Raw genomic sequence first — 19,529 nt, 5'->3', positions numbered from 1 at the left:
GCCTGCTCGCGAATACGGTTTATCAGGCACTTCAGATGTTGGCTTACAAACCGCATTGGCGAGCAAGCTTGCTCCCACAGATTGAGGTGTTCCAGGTCAGTGCTTCTGCTTGTTCTCAGTCGAGGACAAATCATGCAAATGCCGCCGCGACAACGCCAGAAAACGCGGGGTCGGGCCGACATCCTCATACAACGGATCACCTTCCTCATCCGTCGCCACCACCGTCGAGCCCTTCACATACGGCAGGCTTGCTTCGAATTCCTCAAGCGCGGCGCCGATCAGCTCGCCGAGCAGCTCCTCGGGATGACGTTTGGGATACATCTCGGCTATTGCTGCCAGGCGCGCGGCAGATTCCACGTCCAGATGAATCGTGTAGCCGGTGTCGGTCAGGCGACCTTTGGCGTTTTCTTCCCAATGCTGGGCGAGTTCACGAATTTTCATGATGACCTCATTTCGCGCCTGCGCAGAGCAGGCCTGGGTGAGTGTCCGGCAGCGCCGGCGGCGGGCCGTCGTACGGCTTACTGTTGAGACTGGCTTTGGCGTGCAAGGTTTAAGTCGGTTCGTCGCCTGCTTGTAAGAAGCGGCGCAGAGCGGCACTCTCTGGCAAAGCATTCGTTTCTGCGCTGTCCCCGATTACCGCTGGAGAACTGCTGATGACCGATATTGATGCACGCTTGCGCGAAGATGTTCACCTGCTCGGAGAGCTGTTGGGCAACACCATTCGAGACCAGTACGGCGAGCAATTCCTCGCCAAGATCGAGCAGATCCGCAAGGGCGCCAAGGCCGACCGGCGCGGCTCGATGGATGCCGAACTGAGCGCCAGCCTCAATCAATTGAGCGAAGACGAATTGCTCCCGGTCGCGCGGGCGTTCAACCAGTTTCTCAACCTGGCCAACATCGCCGAGCAATATCAGCTGATCCATCGCCGCGAGGAGTCGCAACCGGCGCCGTTCGAATCGCGGGTGTTGCCGGAACTGCTCGCGCGCCTGCGCAGTGAAGGTCACAGCGGCGAATCCTTGGCGCGGCAACTGGCACGGCTGGAAATCGAACTGGTGCTGACCGCTCACCCGACCGAAGTGGCCCGGCGCACGTTGATCCAGAAGTACGACGCGATTGCTGCGCAACTCGCTGCGCAGGACCATCGCGACCTCACCAGCGCCGAGCGCGAGCAGATCCAGACCAAACTGCAGCGGCTCATCGCCGAAGCCTGGCACACCGAAGAAATCCGCCGAACCCGCCCGACGCCGGTCGATGAAGCCAAATGGGGCTTTGCGGTGATCGAGCATTCGTTGTGGCAGGCGATCCCCAATCATATGCGCAAGGCCGATCAGGCGCTGTTCGCCGCGACGGGCCTGCGCTTGCCGCTGGAAGCCGCGCCGATTCGCTTTGCCTCGTGGATGGGCGGCGACCGTGACGGCAACCCCAATGTCACCGCAGCGGTGACCCGCGAAGTTTTACTCCTGGCGCGCTGGATGGCCGCTGACTTGTACCTGCGCGACGTCGATCATCTCGCTGGCGAACTGTCGATGCAGCAGGCCAGCGCCGCGCTGAAAGCCAAGGCCGGCGACAGCGCCGAACCGTATCGTGCGGTGCTCAAGCAATTGCGCGAGCGTCTGCGCGCTACACGCAACTGGGCGCACGCTGCATTGACCGCGCCGACCCCGGCAACCGCCGATGTACTGCACGATAATCGCGACCTGCTGGAGCCTCTGCAGCTGTGCTTTGACTCGCTGCACGAGTGCGGCATGGGTGTGATCGCCGACGGGCCATTGCTCGATTGCCTGCGCCGCGCGGTGACGTTCGGCCTGTTCCTGGTGCGCCTCGATGTGCGTCAGGACTCGACGCGGCACAGCTCGGCAATGACGGAAATCACCGATTACCTCGGCCTCGGCCGCTATGAGGACTGGGACGAAGAACAGCGGATCAACTTTCTCACCGAGGAGTTGAGCAACCGCCGTCCTTTGCTGCCCGCGCATTTCAAACCGTCGGCGGACACCGCTGAGGTGCTTAACACGTGCAAGGAAATCGCCGCCGCGCCCGCCGCTTCGCTGGGCTCCTACGTGATCTCCATGGCCGGCGCCGCTTCCGACGTGCTCGCGGTGCAACTGCTGCTCAAGGAATCCGGCGTGCTGCGGCCGATGCGCGTGGTGCCGCTGTTTGAAACCCTCGCCGACCTCGACAACGCCGGGCCGGTGATGGAGCGTCTGCTGCTGTTGCCAGGCTATCGCGCGCGCCTGCACGGCCCGCAGGAAGTGATGATCGGTTATTCCGACTCGGCCAAGGACGCCGGCACCACTGCTGCGGCTTGGGCGCAATACCGCGCGCAGGAACGATTGGTTGAAATCTGCCGCGAACAGCAAGTCGAACTGCTGCTGTTCCATGGTCGCGGCGGCACCGTAGGCCGTGGCGGCGGCCCGGCGCACGCAGCGATTCTGTCGCAACCACCTGGGTCAGTGGCCGGGCGTTTCCGCACCACCGAACAGGGAGAAATGATTCGTTTCAAATTTGGCCTGCCGGACATCGCCGAGCAAAACCTCAATCTGTACCTGGCCGCCGTGCTCGAAGCGACCTTGCTGCCACCGCCACCGCCGACCGCTGAATGGCGGCATCTGATGGACGAATTGGCGGCGGACGGTGTCAGCGCTTACCGTCAGGTCGTGCGGGAAAATCCGCAATTCGTCGAATACTTCCGCCAGTCCACGCCGGAGCAGGAGTTGGGTCGCTTGCCGCTCGGCAGTCGTCCGGCCAAGCGTCGTGCCGGCGGTATCGAAAGCTTGCGGGCGATCCCGTGGATCTTCGGCTGGACCCAAACGCGGCTGATGCTCCCGGCCTGGCTGGGCTGGGAGACCGCGCTGAGCAAGGCACTGGAGCGCGGCGAGGGCGAGTTGCTCGGGCAGATGCGCGAACAGTGGCCGTTCTTCCGCACTCGTATCGACATGCTGGAAATGGTCTTGGCCAAGGCCGACGCGGATATCGCGCAGTCCTATGACGAACGTTTGGTCGAAGCCGATCTGCTGCCGCTGGGTGCGCAGTTACGCGACCTATTGTCGCAGGCGTGCTCGGTGGTGCTCGGTCTGACCGGGCAGTCGCAGCTGCTGGCGCACAGCCCGGACACCCTCGAATTCATCCGCCTGCGCAACACCTACCTCGACCCGCTGCATCTATTGCAGGCCGAACTGTTGGCGCGTTCGCGGCGGCAGGATGCGGAGCAGGGCAGCCCGGTGGAACAGGCGCTGCTGGTGTCTGTGGCGGGGATCGCCGCCGGATTGCGCAACACCGGCTAAGGTTGCTGACCACGCCGGGCGGCATTCGCGATGAGGGTCGGATGCCGCTACTCCAGCTGCAGGAAAGTGCCGCGAGGCGACAGTTAATGTTGGGGTTGCGACTTGGGTTACCGCGTCGCAAGGTCGCGGCGGGCGTCGGTTTCTCCGACTTTTGGCGTCTTGTGTGGGCGCAGCCTGCTGTGTATCTTGATCAGCCTTTGGCCGTTTGTGCGGCCACGACCCGTATTTTCAGGATCCGTCGGTTACGAGCGAATCCTTTGTTTTGTAAGCTTTTATATAAAAAATTGAGGAGCACATCGATGCGCGTCATTCTGCTGGGAGCTCCCGGGGCCGGTAAAGGTACTCAGGCAAAGTTCATCACCGAGAAATTCGGCATTCCGCAAATCTCCACCGGCGACATGCTGCGTGCTGCGGTCAAGGCTGGCACGCCACTGGGCGTACAAGCCAAGAGCATCATGGATGCCGGCGGCCTGGTGTCGGATGACCTGATCATCGCGCTGGTCAAGGACCGCATCGCTCAACCTGATTGCGCCAACGGTTTCCTGTTCGATGGCTTCCCGCGCACCATTCCGCAGGCTGAAGCACTGGTCACTGCCGGGGTCGAACTGGACGCCGTGGTGGAAATCGCTGTTGAAGATGAAGAGATCGTTCAGCGCATCGCCGGTCGCCGTGTTCACGAAGCCAGCGGCCGCGTGTACCACATCGTCTACAACCCGCCGAAACTGGCAGGCAAGGACGACATCACCGGCGAAGAGCTGGTGCAGCGCAAGGACGACACCGAAGAAACCGTGCGTCATCGCCTGTCGGTCTACCATTCGCAGACCAAACCGCTGGTGGAGTTCTATCAGAACCTTTCCGCCAAAAACGGTGGCAAGCCAAAGTACAGCCACATTCCAGGCGTAGGTTCGGTTGATGCGATCACCGCCAAGGTGCTGGCCGCGTTGAGCTGAAAAGTCTGAATCGGCGCATCATCCACGGCCCGCTTGCGGGCCGTAGTTGTTTATACTGACGCACTTTTTTCCCACCCCTGTTTTGGAAACATCGATGAGCACCTTGCTGGCCCTGGACACCGCGACTGAAGCTTGCTCCGTTGCCTTGCTGCATGACGGCAAGGTGACGAGCCATTACGAGGTGATCCCGCGCCTGCATGCGCAGAAGCTGCTGCCTATGATTCAGCAATTGCTCGCCGATGCGGGCACCACGCTGCAAGCGGTTGACGCGATTGCCTTTGGTCGTGGCCCTGGCGCGTTTACCGGCGTTCGTATTGCCATCGGCGTGGTGCAGGGTTTGGCGTTTGCGCTGGATCGTCCAGTATTGCCGGTATCCAACCTTGCCGTGCTGGCGCAGCGTGCCTTTCGCGAGCATGGCGCAAGTCAGGTGGCGGCTGCCATCGACGCGCGGATGGATGAAGTGTATTGGGGTTGCTATCGCGAGACGGCGGGGGAGATGCGTCTGGTCGGTACCGAAGCCGTGCTGCCGCCGCAAGTGGCTGCGCTGCCGGTCGATGCCAGTGGCGACTGGTTCGGTGCCGGTACCGGTTGGGGTTATGGTGAGCGCATCGCGGTCAATCTGAGCGGCTCCGACGCTGGCATGCTGCCCCACGCCGAAGACCTGTTGACCCTGGCACGTTTCGCCTGGGAGCGCGGTGAAGCGATCCCGGCGGACGACGCACAACCGGTTTACCTGCGCGATAAGGTCGCCACGCCTAAAGCCCGCTGACATACCGCAATACCTGTGGGAGCGGGCTTGCTCGCGAATGCGGTGTATCAGTCTCGATCAGCTCATCTGACACACCGCTTTCGCGAGCAAGCCCGCTCCCACAAGTTCTGGTGTCGACTGGTAAATATCGCCAATCGTCAGTTTCTACCCCCTCGCTTAAAACCTTTTGCGCTTTCTGTGTTCTAGTTATCACTCGGCAGTTTGCTAAGTCGGTCAAGTGCCGCTAAATTGCCATCATCGATACCGAGCATGACATTATGCGTATAGACGGCGTTTCCACTCAGTCCTACCCCATCAAGCGCAAGCCGCGCAAAGGCAACGCGGCGCTGGATGAATCCGTCGAGATTATCGATGGCGAGCTGGAATTTCCGAGCGAGGAGCAACTGGCGGCGCGTGCCGCGCAAGCCGCTGCGCAACGTCTGAGCAACCTGCCCGCCCGTCAGCAAGACATGATCTACCACCGCACCATGAAGAAAAGCGTAGCCATGGCGCTGGCCAGCTACCTGAGCACTGCCGGTTTTGTCGATTGGGACGCGGACGTGCTGGGCCTCGATCTGTATATCTGATGGATCTGCCTTACTACCTCGGTTGCCCGTCCTGGAGCGAGAATGCCTGGCGCGAGTATCTGTATCCGGTAGACGCAAAAACCTCCGATTTTCTCGCTCTCTACTGTCAGGTATTCAACGCGGTCGAAGGCAATACCACCTTCTACGCCAGTCCGTCGCCAGCCACTGTGCAGCGCTGGGCCGAGATCATGCCGGCGCACTTTCGCTTCACTGCCAAATTCCCCGGCGACATCAGTCACAGTGGCGACCTGCGCGAGCAACTGACCGCTGCCGAAACCTTCCTGCAATTACTCAAGCCGTTGGGCGACCGCGTTTCGCCGCTGTGGCTGCAATTGTCGAAAAGCTTCACACCGCAGCGTCTTCCGGAACTGGCGGCGTTCATTGACGCTCTGGATCGCCCACTTGCGGTGGAGGTGCGCAATGAACAATTCTTCGCCAAAGGCGAAAGCGAGCGCCTGCTCAATCGTCTGCTGCTGGATCGCGGTGTCGAGCGCATCTGTCTGGATCCGCGTGCACTATTCAGCTGCCTGTCGACCGAGTCGCCGGTGATTCACGCGCAATCGAAAAAACCGCGAGTGCCGACGCGTCCGGCGGCGTTTACCCAGTTTCCGCAGGTGCGCTTCATCGGCCATCCCGAGCTTGAGGCCAATGATCCATTTCTTGCGCCGTGGGTGACGAAAGTTGCTGAATGGATTGAAGAGGGCCGTACCCCGTACGTCTTTCTGCACACCGCCGACAATTTGCTGGCAGCGAAACTGGCGCAACGTTTTCACGCTCAACTGATGCAACGTTTGCCTGGCTTGCCCGCGCTGCCTGAGCTATACAGAGAACCCGCCGCCGAGCAGCTTGGCTTGCTCTGAGGCGGTTTTTTTCTGTGCGGGAGCCGGTCGATGAACGTCCAGGTCAGTCAACAGCAACTCCTTAAAGCCCAAGCCTTCAAGGCCCTGCATGATCGCCAGGGGACTTTCGTGATTCCCAATCCATGGGATGCCGGCTCGGCGAAGATGCTCGCCAGTCTGGGCTATCAGGCCTTGGCCACCACCAGCGCCGGTTACGCATTTTCCCAGGGCAAGGCTGATGGCGCGTTGAGTCTCGACGAGACTCTGGCCAATGTCCGCGCGATCGTTGCAGCGACGGATCTGCCAGTGGCGGTGGATCTGGAAAACGGCTTTGCCGATGACCCGCTCGAATCGGCGCAGAGTCTTCTACGCGCAGCCGAGGCGGGCGCGGTGGGCGGCTCGATCGAAGACGCCACGGGGCGTCCGGACGCACCGTTCTATTGCTTCGAACACGCCGTGGCACGGATCGAGGCCGCCGTCGCGGCGGTGCGCACGCTAGCGTTTCCCTTCATCCTCACCGCTCGCGCGGAAAACTACCTGCACGGTAATCCCGACCTCGATGACACCATTCGCCGCTTGCAGGCATTCGCCGAAGCGGGTGCCGACGTGCTCTATGCACCGGGTTTGCGCACCGTCGAAGAAGTGCGCGCAGTGGTGCAGGCCGTGGCGCCGAAACCGGTCAACGTGTTGATGTCCGGCGGTCTGAAATTGACCGTGCAGCAGCTCGAGGAAATGGGCGTACGCCGCATCAGCACCGGGTCAGCGTTGGCGCTGGCGGCGTTCGGCGAGTTCTTTCGCGCAGCAGAAGAAATCCAGCAGTCCGGCACGTTTGGCTTTACGTCGCAGTCGATGCCGTACGCCAGGGCCAATCAATTTTTCAAGGACTGAGCATGGGGCGTTGGCTGTTCTGGTTGGTGGTGCTGGCGCTGGCGGGTGCGGCGTTGAGCGTCTGGCGCGGCTGGCTGGACGTGCCGCCGCAATGGAACCCTTGGGCACCCCTTGACGTGAAAACCGCGCCCAACTGGCTGACCGGTTACAAATTCATGCGCCTGCGCAGCGACCCCGAGCTGTGCAAACAGGCGCTGAGCAGTTCGGATTTACGCGTCAGCCGCCAGGCTGACAGCCCCGGCGCCAAGTGTCCGCTGATCGACGCTCTGCGTGTGCAAGGCGGTGAGGTGGCGCTGAGCAGCAGTTTCATCGCCAGTTGCCCGCTGGCGGTCGCCTACGCGATCTTCGAACACCACACCCTGCAACCGGCCGCGCAATCGGTTTACGGCCAGAAGATCGCGCGGGTCGATCACCTTGGCAGCTTCGCCTGCCGCAATGTCTACAACCGAGAGAACGGTGCCCTCAGTCGACACGCCAGTGCCGACGCGCTCGATATTGCTGGTTTCCGCCTGGCTGACGGACGTGTGATCAGCGTGCTCAAGGACTGGCCCAGGCAAAATCGAGACGCAGAATTTTTGCGCCAGGTGCGCGATGGCGCCTGCGAGTCATTCAGTGTGGTGTTGAGCCCGGATTACAACGCCGCCCATCGCAATCACTTTCATGTCGATGTCGGGCGCTGGAGCGTGTGTCGCTGAGGGTCAGGCGGCCAGTCGCAGGTTCTGCAGAACGATCGGCCGAGCCCAGCCGTTATCGAAGTCCAGAGCCTTCTGTTGCTCGACGATTTCTTCCGGCGGGAACGGCGGGTAAGGTTTTTGCAGCAAGTCCAGATCGAACTCGGCGATCGGCAGGTACAGTGCACGTTTCTGCGGAGCAGGGCCCGGCTCCGGCAGTGGCTGGCCATTGTTGATCACAACCGGGCGCACCCAGCTGCTGTCGAAATCCTGTTGCTCTTGCTGGGCTTTGAGTTCTTCTGGCGGGAATGGTGGGAACGGCTTGTCCAGCAGTTCCATTTCGAACTCGGCGATTGGCAGGAACAGCGGCTCTGGCGGGCGAACTTCGGTTTCGACCACGTCGCACTCGCGCTGGCTGACGATGTGCGCGTGCAGCTCGCTGCCAACGGTCGGCTCTTGCGGGCTGTTCAGGTCAACCGGTGGAAATGTGCCACAGGCCGGCACCACGTCACTCGTCTGTTCGGCCAGTGCCTGGGCAAAGAAATCCTGCCACAGGTGACTGACGCCGCTCAGTGCTTGAGTGTTATGACGGCTGAAGTCGCCATGAGGCGAAACGTAGCCAATCGATGTGGGAAGAATGCCTGACATTTTTTTCGGTTGACGCTCAGCTCTGGCAAAATGCGCGTTGAATGGTTTATCGGCGGTTTTTGTCGATCCTTAACTTTTTTGAGCGTTTTTTCATGATCGAGTCACCCGCGGCCTGCCGCATCCATGTCCTGGCCCTCGCCCCGACGTTTCAAGCGCAAGCCGAGCAATGGGCCGAACGTCTCGACCTGCCGCTGGGCGAGGCGGACGGCGAGTTCGCCTTGCAGGTTGGCGAGCAGGGTTTGCAGTTGCAGCAGCTCGGCCCGGATGCCCCGGGGCCGGTGCGGGTCGACTTTGTCGAGGGCGGCGCGGCGCATCGTCGTCTGTATGGCGGCGGCAGCGGCCAGATGATCGCCAAGGCCGTCGGCATCGCCCAAGGTGTGCGCCCGCGCGTGCTGGATGCCACCGCCGGGCTGGGCAAGGATGCGTTCGTCCTCGCCAGTCTCGGCTGTGAAATGAGCCTGATCGAGCGCCAGCCGTTGATCGGCGCATTACTTGAGGACGGTCTGGCGCGGGCGGCGGAAGATTTCGACGTGGCGCCGATCGTGGCGCGGATGAAATTGCTCAAGGGCAATTCCATTGAGGTCATGCGTGACTGGGAAGGGGAGCCGCCGCAGGTGATCTATCTCGACCCGATGTTCCCGCATCGTGAGAAAACCGCGTTGGTGAAAAAGGAAATGCGCCTGTTCCGCCCGCTGGTAGGCGATGATCCGGACGCTTCGGCCTTGCTTGAAGCCGCGCTGGCCCTGGCCACGCACCGGGTGGTGGTCAAGCGTCCGCGCAAGGCACCGTGCATCGACGGGCCGAAGCCGAGCCATGCGCTGGATGGCAAATCGAGCCGGTATGACATTTATCCGAAGAAAGCCCTCAAACCCTGAGAGCGAGTCGCGCCCTTCGCGAGCAAGCCCGCTCTCACAATGGAATGCATTTCAAATGTGGGAGCAAGCCCGCTCTTACAATGGAATGCATTTCAAACGTGGGAGCAAGCCCGCTCTCACAATGGAATGCATTTCAAATGTGGGAGCAAGCCCGCTCTCACAATGGAATGCATTTCAAATGTGGGAGCAAGCCCGCTCTCACAATGGAATGCATTTCAAATGTGGGAGCGGGCTTGCTCGCGAAAGCATCCGTTCAGACACCGCATGATCAGGGCCTATACGCCTTCATAAACAACCCCACCACCTCGCGCACATGGCACTCCGCCGCGTCGCCAGTCAGCGGCTCGCCGCAGCCATACAACAAACGAAAATTCCCCGCACCCTTGATCAGGCAGAAAAAATGCTCGGCGGCATTGCGTGGCTGGTTGATGTTCAACGCGCCGGTCGCATGGATTTTCGCCAGCAGACCTTCCATGCCATTAACCACGCGCTCAGGCCCGGCCTCGAAGAAGATCAGCGATAGCTTCGGATCCTGACTGCCCAGCGCCATGATCAGCCGGTGCAGGTTAACTGACTCATTACTATTGATCAGTTGATGGAAGCCTCGGGCAATGTTCAACAACACATTTTCGACCGGGATGTTTTCCGGCAACTCGAAGAACAACGGCGGCAGTTGCTCCTCGCATTTGGCGACGACGGCGGCGGAAAACAGCGTCTCCTTGTCATTGAAATGACTGTAAACCGTCAACTTCGATACGCCGGCCTCGCTGGCCACCGCGTCCATGCTGGTGTTGGCGTAACCATGAGTAAGAAAGAGGATTTTCGCCGCATCAAGGATTGCCTGGCGCTTGGCCAGATCCTTGGGGCGGCCCGGGCCATTTGGAGCTGAAAGATTGTTCGACATTCTTCGCTTTTAATACTGGACTGGTGAGTTTGCTATTAATACCATACCCGCCAGTATAAATATTCCAAGCCTCATTCGCGAAAGGTCCGTCACCATGTACCGCCATGCGTTGTCTTTTGCCGTGCCAGTCAGTCTGGCGTTCCTGTTATCGGCGTGTGGACAGGAAGAGGTGACGAAAGTCACCGTGCGCCCGGCCATGGTGGTGCAACCCGAGCCTTCGGCGCAGGCGATGGAAAGTTATCCGGGCGAAGTTCGCGCTCGCTATGAGCCGGATCTGGCGTTCCGCATCGGCGGCAAAGTCAGCCGGCGATTGGTCGACGAAGGCCAGCGCGTCAAGGCCGATCAGCCCTTGGCCGAACTCGATCCGCAGGATGTGCGCCTGCAACTGGAGGCCACTCGCGCTCAGGTCGCCGCCGCCGAAGCCAATCTGAACCTGGTGCGCGCCGAGCGCGATCGCTACAAAACCTTGATGGAGCGGCAGATGGTCAGCCGCTCAGCCTACGACAACGCGGAAAACCTGTACCGCTCCGGCGAAGCCCGCCTGAAACAAATCAAAGCCGAATTCAACGTCTCGACCAATCAGGCCAGTTACGCGGTGCTGCGTGCGCCACAGAATGGCATCGTGGCCAAGCGTTCGGTCGAAGTTGGCCAGGTGGTCGCCGCCGGGCAAACCGTATTCACCCTCGCCACCGATGGCGAACGCGAAGTGCTGATCAGCTTGCCGGAGCAGAGCTTCGGCCGTTTCAAGGTCGGTCAACCAGTGACCGTGGAACTGTGGGCACAGCAGAACCAGCGCTTCGCCGGGCAGATCCGCGAGTTGTCGCCGTCCGCCGACCCGCGCTCGCGCACTTTCGCCGCGCGCATCTCGTTCACCAGCGGCAAGGTTCCGGCCGAACTGGGGCAGAGCGCCCGGGTGTTCGTGCAATCGGCCGACAGTGTCTCGCTGTCGATACCGCTTTCGGCGCTGACCGCTGAGAACGGCGCGACCTACGTCTGGGTGGTCAACGGCAACAACACATTGAAGAAAACCCCGGTGCGGGTCGGCCCGTTCGGCGAGAAAACCGTGGCAGTGCTCGAAGGCTTGAATGCCAGCGATTGGGTAGTGGCTGCTGGCGTTCACGTGCTACTCGAAGGCCAGCAGGTGCGGCCGGTGGATCGCTCCAACCGTGTAGTCAATCTGGCGAACAAGGAGTAAGCCCCGATGCGCTTCAACCTCTCCGAATGGGCGTTGCGTAATCGCCAGATCGTACTGTTTTTGATGCTCTTGCTCGCCGTTGTTGGCGCGTTGTCCTACACCAAGCTCGGCCAGAGCGAAGACCCGCCGTTCACCTTCAAGGCCATGGTCATCCAGACCCGCTGGCCCGGCGCGACCGCAGAGGAAGTCTCGCGCCAGGTCACCGAACGCATCGAGAAGAAGTTGATGGAAACCGGCGAGTACGAACGCATCATGTCGTTCTCCCGCCCCGGTGAATCCCAAGTCACCTTCATTGCCCGCGATTCGATGCACTCCAAGGACATTCCCGACCTCTGGTACCAGTTGCGCAAGAAGGTCGGCGACATCCGCCAGACCCTTCCGCCGGGAATTCAGGGGCCGTTTTTCAACGATGAGTTCGGCACCACCTTCGGCAATATTTACGCGCTGACCGGCGATGGCTTCGACTACGCCGTGCTCAAGGATTACGCCGACCGCATCCAGATCCAGCTGCAACGGGTCAAGGACGTCGGCAAGGTCGAATTGCTTGGCCTGCAGGACGAGAAAATCTGGGTTGAGCTGTCCAACGTCAAACTCGCCACTCTGGGTCTGCCGCTGGCGGCAGTGCAGCAGGCGCTGGAAGAACAGAACGCGGTGTCCACGGCGGGGTTCTTCGAAACCGGCAGCGAGCGCTTGCAGCTACGCGTCTCGGGGAATTTTCAGACCGTCGATGAGATAAAAAACTTTCCGATCCGCGTCGCCGATCGCACGTTCCGCATCTCCGATATCGCCGATGTGCGTCGCGGTTTCAGCGACCCACCGGCGCCGCGCATGCGTTTCATGGGCGACGATGCGATCGGCCTGGCGGTGGCGATGAAGGACGGCGGCGACATTCTGGTACTGGGCAAGGCGCTCGAAGGCGAGTTCTCGCGCATTCAGAAAAACCTCCCGGCCGGCATGCAGCTGCGCAAGGTCTCCGATCAACCGGCTGCGGTGAAAACCGGGGTCGGCGAGTTCGTTCAGGTATTGGTCGAAGCGCTGGCGATCGTCTTGCTGGTGAGTTTCTTCTCCCTCGGCGTGCGCACCGGCATGGTCGTCGCGCTGACCATTCCGCTGGTGCTGGCGATGACCTTCGCCTGCATGTATTACCTCGGTATCGGCCTGCACAAGATCTCCCTCGGCGCGCTGGTGCTGGCGCTGGGGCTTCTGGTGGACGACGCGATCATTGCTGTGGAAATGATGGCGATCAAAATGGAGCAGGGCTTCGACCGCATTCGCGCGGCGAGTTATGCCTGGACCAGCACTGCGTTCCCAATGCTCACCGGCACGTTGATCACCGCTGCCGGCTTCCTGCCGATTGCCACTGCGCAGTCCGGCACCGGTGAATACACCCGCTCGATTTTCCAGGTCGTGACCATCGCCTTGCTCGCCTCATGGGTGGCGGCGGTGATGTTCGTGCCCTATCTGGGGGAAAAACTTCTGCCCGATCTGGCGAAAATTCACGCGGCAAAACACGGGGCTGGCGATGGCCAGCCGGACCCATATGCCACGCCGTTTTATCAGCGCGTGCGGCGTCTGGTCGAGTGGTGCGTGGCGCATCGCAAGACGGTGATCGTGCTGACCGTCGGGCTGTTCATCGCCTCAGTGATGCTGTTCCGTTTCGTCCCGCAACAGTTCTTTCCGGCTTCGAATCGGCTGGAGTTGATGGTCGATCTGAAACTGGCCGAAGGCGTGTCGTTGGCTAACACCACCAGTGAAGTCAAACGCCTCGAAGCGCTGCTCAAGGAGCACGCCGGTATCGACAATTACGTGGCCTATGTCGGCACCGGTTCACCGCGTTTCTACCTGCCGCTGGATCAGCAACTGCCGGCGGCGAGTTTTGCCCAGTTCGTGGTATTGGCCAAAACCATTGAAGAGCGTGAAACGCTGCGCAGCTGGTTGATTGAGACCCTCAATGAACAATTCCCCACCCTGCGTTCGCGGGTTACTCGCCTGGAAAACGGTCCGCCGGTTGGCTATCCGGTGCAGTTCCGCGTTACCGGTGAACACATCGAAGAGGTTCGAGCGCTGGCGCGCAAAGTGGCGGCCAAGGTTCGTGAGAATCCGCATGTGGTCAACGTGCACCTGGATTGGGAAGAGCCGAGCAAAGTTGTTTATCTGAACATCGATCAGGATCGCGCTCGGGCCCTTGGCGTGAGCACCGCCAATCTGGCGAAATTCCTGCAGAGTTCGCTGGTCGGTTCGACGGTCAGCCAGTACCGCGAAGACAACGAATTGATCGAGATTCTACTGCGCGGCACCGTGCATGAACGCACTGAATTGTCGTTGTTGCCGAGTCTCGCGGTGCCGACGGATAACGGCCGCAGCGTGGCGCTGTCGCAGATTGCCACCCTGGAATACGGTTTCGAGGAAGGCATCATCTGGCACCGCAATCGCCTGCCGAACGTGACGGTACGCGCTGACATTTATGGCAAGGAACAGCCGGCGACACTGGTCAAGCAGATCATGCCGACGCTGGACCCGATTCGCGCCGAATTGCCCGATGGTTATCTGCTGGATGTTGGCGGCACGGTGGAAGATTCCGAGCGTGGCCAGAAGTCGGTGAATGCCGGCGTGCCGATGTTCATCGTGGTGGTGCTGACATTGCTGATGGTGCAACTGCGCAGTTTCTCGCGCACGGCGATGGTGTTTCTCACGGCGCCGTTGGGCTTGATCGGGGTGACGTTGTTTCTGATGGTGTTTCGTCAGCCGTTCGGGTTCGTGGCGATGCTGGGGACGATCGCGTTGTCCGGGATGATCATGCGTAACTCGGTGATTCTGGTGGATCAGATCGAGCAGGATATCGCCTCGGGGCTTAAGCCTTGGCAGGCGATTATCGAGGCTACGGTTCGGCGCTTCAGGCCGATTGTGTTGACGGCGCTGGCGGCGGTTTTGGCGATGATTCCGTTGTCGCGCAGTGTGTTTTTCGGGCCGATGGCGGTGGCGATCATGGGTGGATTGATTGTGGCTACGGCGCTGACTTTGTTGTTTTTGCCGGCGTTGTATGCGGCCTGGTTCAGGGTTCGTCGGGAGGGTTGATCCTTGGCGGCCTTCGGGCCGCCAAGGTGGCTGGTGGGGTTGGGTGAATATCCGTTGCTTCGGTAGCGGCGCAGCGGCTCCTGTTTGCTTCGCTGCACCTCCTTGCGCTGTGTCTGGCTGCGCCAGACGGTCGCTGCGCTAGCACGCCCGGATCAATCCTTCGAGGGCGAATCGTCTCGCCCCGTGTAAAGACAGCTTAAAGCGTACCAAACACCTTCCTCGCCAGACTCGTCGCCGCAGCGGCCGGGTTCTGACGAATCGTTTCTTCCTGTTTGCCAATCATCTCGAACAAACCGTTGAGCGCCTGTTCGGTGACGTAGCTTTCAACGTTGGCGCTCTTCGCGTCCACCACGCCAAACGCAGCGGCCTGGCCCGCGAACGAGTTGTACTTCTGTGCGACGCCGACTTTGTCGGTGGCTTGTTTGACGATCGGCAGGAATTTCGCGCGGATTTGTTCGCGGCTGGATTTGTTCAGGTATTGGGTCGCCGAATCGTTGCCGCCGCTGAGGATGCCTTTGGCGTCGGCCACGCTCATTTTTTTCACAGCATCGACGAGGATGGGCTGGGCCTGAGTCACGGCGGATTCGGCGGCTTTGTTCATCGCGGTTTCCAGTTCTTCCACCTGGGCGCCCATGCCGAAGGCTTTCATCTTGCTCGCGGCTTTGCCGAGTTTTCCCGGCAGTTCGATTTTCACGTCGGGGTTGTTGCTGAAGCCGCCCGGGGTGCCGAGTTGTTTGACGGCGATCTGTGCGCCCTGGGTCAGAGCGTCCTTGAGACCGCCGGTGGCGTCTTGCTGCGACAGGTCATTGAGCGACAGGGCCAGGACGTTGGCGCAGATCAGCAGGCTGGCGCAGACGGCGGCGAAGCGAAGGGTAGGGCGGCGCATGGCGGCTTCCTTGTGGCGAAGAATGGGTTAACGAACGGCGTCGACGCGAATTTTCAGCGGCTGCGGGTCATTGCCGTCGAGTTGCACGGCGTGGTTTTGGGTAGTGATGAACAGCAGCTCGCCGTTGACTTCAATGCGCGCGCTGACCGAGTAACGGTGGCCGGGTTTGACTTGCGCCGGATCGTAGCTCAAATGAAACGGCACCGGCACCTGACCTTTGACCGGGCCTTTCTGTTGGTCGAGGACGACGGCTGGGGCATCGGCGAGCGACACGTCCTGAAGGCTGACGCTTAAGGTTGCGCTCGGCGGCAAGGCGATGCGTTGCAGGTAGAAGACTTCTCCGTCGAGGCTGGCCTTGCCGGCGGGGGTGGTTGATTGGCAGGCGCTGAGTAGCGTGGCGGCAGCGAGGGTCAGCAGTTTTTTCATCGGTGGAGCTCCTTTCAATGTGGGAGCGGGCTTGCTCGCGAAGACGGTTTTTCTTTCAACATATAAATTGTTTGATCTGCCGCTTTCGCGAGCAAGCCCGCTCCCACAGGGTATTTGTGTCAGGTCTCAGGTTGAGGTGTGACCTGGTCCGCCGCATCTTCACTGCGATGCAGCGCGACCTGACGGATCGACAAACGAATCTCCGCTGGCAGCACGCGTTTCGCCGCGCCTTCGGCGAGTTCACCGAGCAGTTCGTGGTAGCTGAGCTTGCCGGCTTCGTCGCGGCGCAGCACATCGAGGTCGAGCAGGGTCTGGATGAAATGGCGGAACAGGCTCTTGTCGAAGAACTCTGGGGCATTCAGACCGTGGAGGATCGACAGGCGCTGGGCCATGACCGTGCACAGGTCTTCCAGCTCTTCGGCGCTGATACTGTTCTGGCCGCTGTTGAGCAGCAGGGACACGGTCATGTAGAAACGCTGCAAGGTCTGCGCGATGCTTTTCGACAGCAGCGTCAGCAACACGAAATGTCGCGAACTCGGCGCCGGGCGCAGGTACAGGTCCTTCTCGAAACGCAGCAGGCCTTGCTCGACAAACGCTTCCAGCCATTGATCGACCACGCCGTCCAGCTCATCCAGCGTCCAGCGAATGAACAACTCCGATTGCAGGTACGGATACAACGCGCGGGTGTAGCGCAGAATCTGCTCGCGGCTCATGCGCGAGGTGCTCTGGAAGAAACTCGCCAGCAAGGATGGCAGGGCGAAAATGTGCAGGACGTTGTTGCGGTAGTAAGTCATCAGGACTGCGTTCTGCTCGTCCAGATACAGAATCTTGCCCAGTGCATCGTTCTGCTCGGCGAGCAGATCCATGTCCTTCACGTGCTCGATCAGCGCACGGCCATCGCCCTCCGGCAAGGTGGTGTGCGGTGAATACGGGACCTTGCGCAGCAGCGCCAGATACAGATCCAGCACCCGCGCCATGGCCCGATCATCCAGCGCCAGTCGCGTGGTCGAGAGCAATGCCAGCGCCACCAGATTGACCGGATTGATCGCCGCCGCTTCGTTCAAGTGCCGGGCGACTTTCTCGCCGAGGCGGTTGGTGGTTTCGTTGAGCCACGCCGGTTTGAACTGCGGACCGAGTTCCTGCTGGCGCCAGTCCGGTTGCTCGGCGTCGAGGAATTCTGCCAGTTTGATCGGCTCACCGAAGTTCACCGCGACCTGGCCAAAGCGCTGCTTGAGTGCGCCGATCACTTTGAAAATATCGAAGATCGATTCTTTCTTCTTGCTCGCCCCGCGCAGTTCGCCCAAGTAGGTGCGGCCTTCGAGCACGCGCTCGTAACCGATGTACACCGGCACGAACACGATTGGCATCCGCGACGAACGCAGGAAACTGCGCAGGGTGATCGCGAGCATGCCGGTTTTCGGTTGCAGCATGCGCCCGGTGCGCGAGCGCCCGCCCTCGACGAAATACTCGACCGGGAAACCTTTGGTGAACAGCGTGTGCAGGTATTCGTTGAACACCGAGGTATACAGCGGATTGCCCTTGAACGTTCGGCGCATGAAAAACGCGCCGCCGCGCCGCAGCAGGCTGCCGATCACTGGCATGTTCAGGTTGATCCCGGCGGCGATGTGCGGCGGAGTCAGACCGTTGCGGAACAGCAGATACGAGAGCAGCAGGTAATCGATGTGGCTGCGGTGGCACGGCACGTAGATCACTTCGTGACCCTGCGCGACGTTCTGCACGCCCTCGATGTGATTGACCTTGATGCCGTCGTAGATCTTGTTCCAGAACCAGCTCAGCACCACTTCCAGAAAACGGATCGCGGTGTAGGTGTAGTCCGAAGCGATCTCGTTGCCGTAGCGCAGGGCCTGGGCCTTGGCTTTTTCCGGGGAGATTTTTTCGCGCTCGGCTTCGTCGAGGATCGCTTGCCTGACCAGCGGCTGGTTGAGCAGGCCTTTGACCAGGTTGCGCCGGTGGGAAATGTCCGGGCCGATCACTGCGGCTTTCAGATTGCGGAAGTGCACACGCAGGATGCGCTGGGCCATGCGCACGGTGCGCTCGTGGCCCTTGTTGTGATCGATCAGCTCGCGCAGGTGGATCGGCGCGGAAAATTGCACGCGGGTCTTGCGGCCAAGGACGATGATGCTCAGCAAGCGCCGCAGACGGCCGGTGACCGCCCAGCTGTCGGCGAACAACAATTTCCACGGGCTGTTTTCGCTATCCGGCGATTGGCCCCAGAACACGCTGACAGGAATGATCTGCGCATCTTCGGCGGCATTTTGCGACAGCGCGCTGACCAGTCGGGTCAGGGTCGGCGGTGCACCGCGTTTGTCCTGGCGACCGAGCCAGTCCGGATCCGGCGTCAGGTAAAAAAACGCCGCCGGTTCGATCAGCGCACCCACCGACACTGCAAGCACCGGACGGGGCAGGCCGGCCTTGGTGCACTCGGTGTCGACTACCGCCAGATCGGTCAGCGAAGGATTTTGCAGGACGTAGAACACCGGACGACTGCGGTCGAGGTTGAGGGTGAACGACGACTGATTGATGGTCTCGGAGCGAACCCAGAGATACAACAGGCGGCGCAGGGTGCCAAACACAAGACGGCGGAACGGGGAACGGGTCATACGGCTTCTGCGTGAGTGGATAAAACCGAGCGGTTGCTCAAGTGGGCGACAGTTTGCCGTATTGGGTGAAAATCGGCAAAAAAGCACCGAAGTAATCTCCTGTTGAGACTTTTTCCACCTGTCATATACTCGGCGCTCTGTTGCCGGTGCCCTTCGATGGACGTCGGACGCAGGCTGACGTTCCTCGAAGGCTTTCCTGCGAAAAGCCCGTTCAATAATAAAAAAGGAGTATGAACAGATGGCAACACGCGAAACCGGCAACGTGAAATGGTTCAACGACGCCAAAGGCTACGGCTTTATCCAGCGCGAAGACGGGGTGGACGTGTTTGTGCACTACCGCGCGATTCGCGGGGAGGGGCATCGTTCGCTGACTGAAGGTCAGCAGGTCGAGTACGCCGTGATCAGCGGTGAGAAGGGCTTGCAGGCTGAGGACGTTGTAGGCCTGTAACCTTGAAGACCAAAAGATCGCAGCCTTCGGCAGCTCCTACAAGTGTACACATGACCCTGTAGGAGCTGCCGAAGGCTGCGATCTTTTGCTTTCAGGCGGTTTTCCAGGTGATCTCTTCTTCCCCGTCAGCGCTGATACGAATCCAGCGATCGGCGGTTTCTTCACCTTCTTCTTCAACCCAGGTTCCCGGTGCGCAACGCACTTCGACGTTCAGCGCGGCAAAGGCTGCGCGGGCGCAGGCGATGTCGTCGTCCCATGGGGTCTGGTCGCTTTCCAGGTACAGGCTGTTCCACTTGCCCACCGCTTTCGGTAGCCAGGTCACCGGCACGTTGCCGGCCTTGCACTTGTACGTCTGGCCTTTCTGCACCCAGTCGCTGCACGGGCCTAACGCGGCGCCGAGCCAGGCGGCGATGGCTTTGTGGTCGACGTCGGCGTCTTTCAGGTAAATCTCGATGTCCGGTTGGCGCATGGATGTCCTCACTGC

The 19,529-nt window shown here is 60.7% G+C and carries 18 protein-coding genes; 11 read left to right on the top strand and 7 right to left on the bottom strand.

Annotation, left to right across the window (positions count from 1 at the left end; genetic code table 11):
* Nucleotides 1–96 precede the first annotated feature (96 nt).
* Nucleotides 97–441: a pilin assembly protein gene (locus ACP7D9_RS05770; RefSeq protein WP_065615306.1), complete on the bottom strand. Its 345-nt coding sequence runs from the start codon at nt 439–441 to the stop codon at nt 97–99.
* A gap of 212 nt (nt 442–653) precedes the next feature.
* Between ACP7D9_RS05770 and ppc the strand changes: the two genes are divergently transcribed.
* From ppc to ACP7D9_RS05735, 7 genes are all read left to right on the top strand, one after another.
* Complete coding sequence (gene ppc, locus ACP7D9_RS05765; protein ID WP_426156122.1) at nt 654–3,284, top strand: phosphoenolpyruvate carboxylase; 2,631 nt, start codon at nt 654–656, stop codon at nt 3,282–3,284.
* A gap of 299 nt (nt 3,285–3,583) precedes the next feature.
* On the top strand, nt 3,584–4,234 hold the full coding sequence (gene adk, locus ACP7D9_RS05760) for an adenylate kinase (protein ID WP_039762420.1): 651 nt from the start codon (nt 3,584–3,586) through the stop codon (nt 4,232–4,234).
* 94 nt (nt 4,235–4,328) lie between these two features.
* Nucleotides 4,329–5,003 carry a tRNA (adenosine(37)-N6)-threonylcarbamoyltransferase complex dimerization subunit type 1 TsaB gene (gene tsaB, locus ACP7D9_RS05755; protein ID WP_101157807.1) on the top strand — a complete coding sequence of 225 codons (675 nt, stop codon included), beginning with the start codon at nt 4,329–4,331 and terminating at the stop codon, nt 5,001–5,003.
* A gap of 257 nt (nt 5,004–5,260) precedes the next feature.
* Nucleotides 5,261–5,569, top strand: coding sequence for a hypothetical protein (locus tag ACP7D9_RS05750; protein ID WP_101157809.1), 309 nt, complete (start codon nt 5,261–5,263; stop codon nt 5,567–5,569).
* Entirely contained in the window at nt 5,569–6,429 is an 861-nt protein-coding gene (locus ACP7D9_RS05745) for a DUF72 domain-containing protein (protein WP_101157811.1), read from the top strand. The genes ACP7D9_RS05750 and ACP7D9_RS05745 overlap by 1 nt, the downstream gene beginning before the upstream one ends.
* A gap of 30 nt (nt 6,430–6,459) precedes the next feature.
* Nucleotides 6,460–7,296 (top strand): isocitrate lyase/PEP mutase family protein, encoded by an 837-nt coding sequence (locus ACP7D9_RS05740; protein ID WP_426156119.1) that lies wholly within the window; start codon nt 6,460–6,462, stop codon nt 7,294–7,296.
* A 2-nt stretch (nt 7,297–7,298) separates the two neighbouring features.
* Nucleotides 7,299–7,991 carry an extensin family protein gene (locus ACP7D9_RS05735; protein ID WP_426156117.1) on the top strand — a complete coding sequence of 231 codons (693 nt, stop codon included), beginning with the start codon at nt 7,299–7,301 and terminating at the stop codon, nt 7,989–7,991.
* A gap of 3 nt (nt 7,992–7,994) precedes the next feature.
* Here the strand turns inward: ACP7D9_RS05735 and ACP7D9_RS05730 are convergent, their stop codons facing one another.
* Nucleotides 7,995–8,615: an energy transducer TonB gene (locus ACP7D9_RS05730; protein WP_426156115.1), complete on the bottom strand. Its 621-nt coding sequence runs from the start codon at nt 8,613–8,615 to the stop codon at nt 7,995–7,997.
* Nucleotides 8,616–8,707: 92 nt separating this feature from the next.
* On the opposite strand from ACP7D9_RS05730, the gene ACP7D9_RS05725 reads away from it, so the two are divergent.
* Nucleotides 8,708–9,490: a class I SAM-dependent methyltransferase gene (locus tag ACP7D9_RS05725; protein ID WP_426156113.1), complete on the top strand. Its 783-nt coding sequence runs from the start codon at nt 8,708–8,710 to the stop codon at nt 9,488–9,490.
* Between the two features lie 268 nt (nt 9,491–9,758).
* On the opposite strand, the gene ACP7D9_RS05720 is transcribed toward ACP7D9_RS05725, so the two are convergent.
* Nucleotides 9,759–10,394, bottom strand: coding sequence for a TetR/AcrR family transcriptional regulator (locus ACP7D9_RS05720; protein WP_426156111.1), 636 nt, complete (start codon nt 10,392–10,394; stop codon nt 9,759–9,761).
* Between the two features lie 94 nt (nt 10,395–10,488).
* Here ACP7D9_RS05720 and ACP7D9_RS05715 point away from each other — a divergent pair, with 94 nt between their 5' ends.
* Together ACP7D9_RS05715 and ACP7D9_RS05710 are read left to right on the top strand one after the other, a co-directional pair.
* Nucleotides 10,489–11,589 carry an efflux RND transporter periplasmic adaptor subunit gene (locus tag ACP7D9_RS05715; protein WP_426156109.1) on the top strand — a complete coding sequence of 367 codons (1,101 nt, stop codon included), beginning with the start codon at nt 10,489–10,491 and terminating at the stop codon, nt 11,587–11,589.
* A gap of 6 nt (nt 11,590–11,595) precedes the next feature.
* Complete coding sequence (locus tag ACP7D9_RS05710) at nt 11,596–14,664, top strand: efflux RND transporter permease subunit (RefSeq protein ID WP_426156107.1); 3,069 nt, start codon at nt 11,596–11,598, stop codon at nt 14,662–14,664.
* Between the two features lie 196 nt (nt 14,665–14,860).
* On the opposite strand, the gene ACP7D9_RS05705 is transcribed toward ACP7D9_RS05710, so the two are convergent.
* The 3 genes from ACP7D9_RS05705 to plsB all read right to left on the bottom strand — a co-directional run bounded on the left by ACP7D9_RS05705 (nt 14,861) and on the right by plsB (nt 18,597).
* A complete protein-coding gene (locus ACP7D9_RS05705; RefSeq protein WP_426156105.1) occupies nt 14,861–15,550 on the bottom strand; it encodes a DUF4197 domain-containing protein in 690 nt (229 codons plus the stop codon).
* 27 nt (nt 15,551–15,577) lie between these two features.
* Nucleotides 15,578–15,976 (bottom strand): YbaY family lipoprotein, encoded by a 399-nt coding sequence (locus tag ACP7D9_RS05700; protein ID WP_426156103.1) that lies wholly within the window; start codon nt 15,974–15,976, stop codon nt 15,578–15,580.
* Nucleotides 15,977–16,095: 119 nt separating this feature from the next.
* Nucleotides 16,096–18,597: a glycerol-3-phosphate 1-O-acyltransferase PlsB gene (gene plsB, locus ACP7D9_RS05695; RefSeq protein WP_101157838.1), complete on the bottom strand. Its 2,502-nt coding sequence runs from the start codon at nt 18,595–18,597 to the stop codon at nt 16,096–16,098.
* A gap of 238 nt (nt 18,598–18,835) precedes the next feature.
* Here plsB and ACP7D9_RS05690 point away from each other — a divergent pair, with 238 nt between their 5' ends.
* The gene (locus tag ACP7D9_RS05690; RefSeq protein ID WP_101157840.1) at nt 18,836–19,045 is read left to right on the top strand and encodes a cold shock domain-containing protein; all 210 of its coding nucleotides are present in this window, start codon (nt 18,836–18,838) and stop codon (nt 19,043–19,045) included.
* Between the two features lie 91 nt (nt 19,046–19,136).
* On the opposite strand, the gene ACP7D9_RS05685 is transcribed toward ACP7D9_RS05690, so the two are convergent.
* On the bottom strand, nt 19,137–19,514 hold the full coding sequence (locus tag ACP7D9_RS05685; RefSeq protein ID WP_007978418.1) for a hypothetical protein: 378 nt from the start codon (nt 19,512–19,514) through the stop codon (nt 19,137–19,139).
* Between the last annotated feature and the right edge of the window lie 15 nt (nt 19,515–19,529).

The sequence above is a fragment of the Pseudomonas sp. TSRC2-2 genome, from assembly GCF_049897785.1.
Lineage (GTDB): Bacteria > Pseudomonadota > Gammaproteobacteria > Pseudomonadales > Pseudomonadaceae > Aquipseudomonas.
Note: the sequence above shows the minus strand (reverse complement) of the source record. Positions and strands in the feature narration are given on the sequence as shown.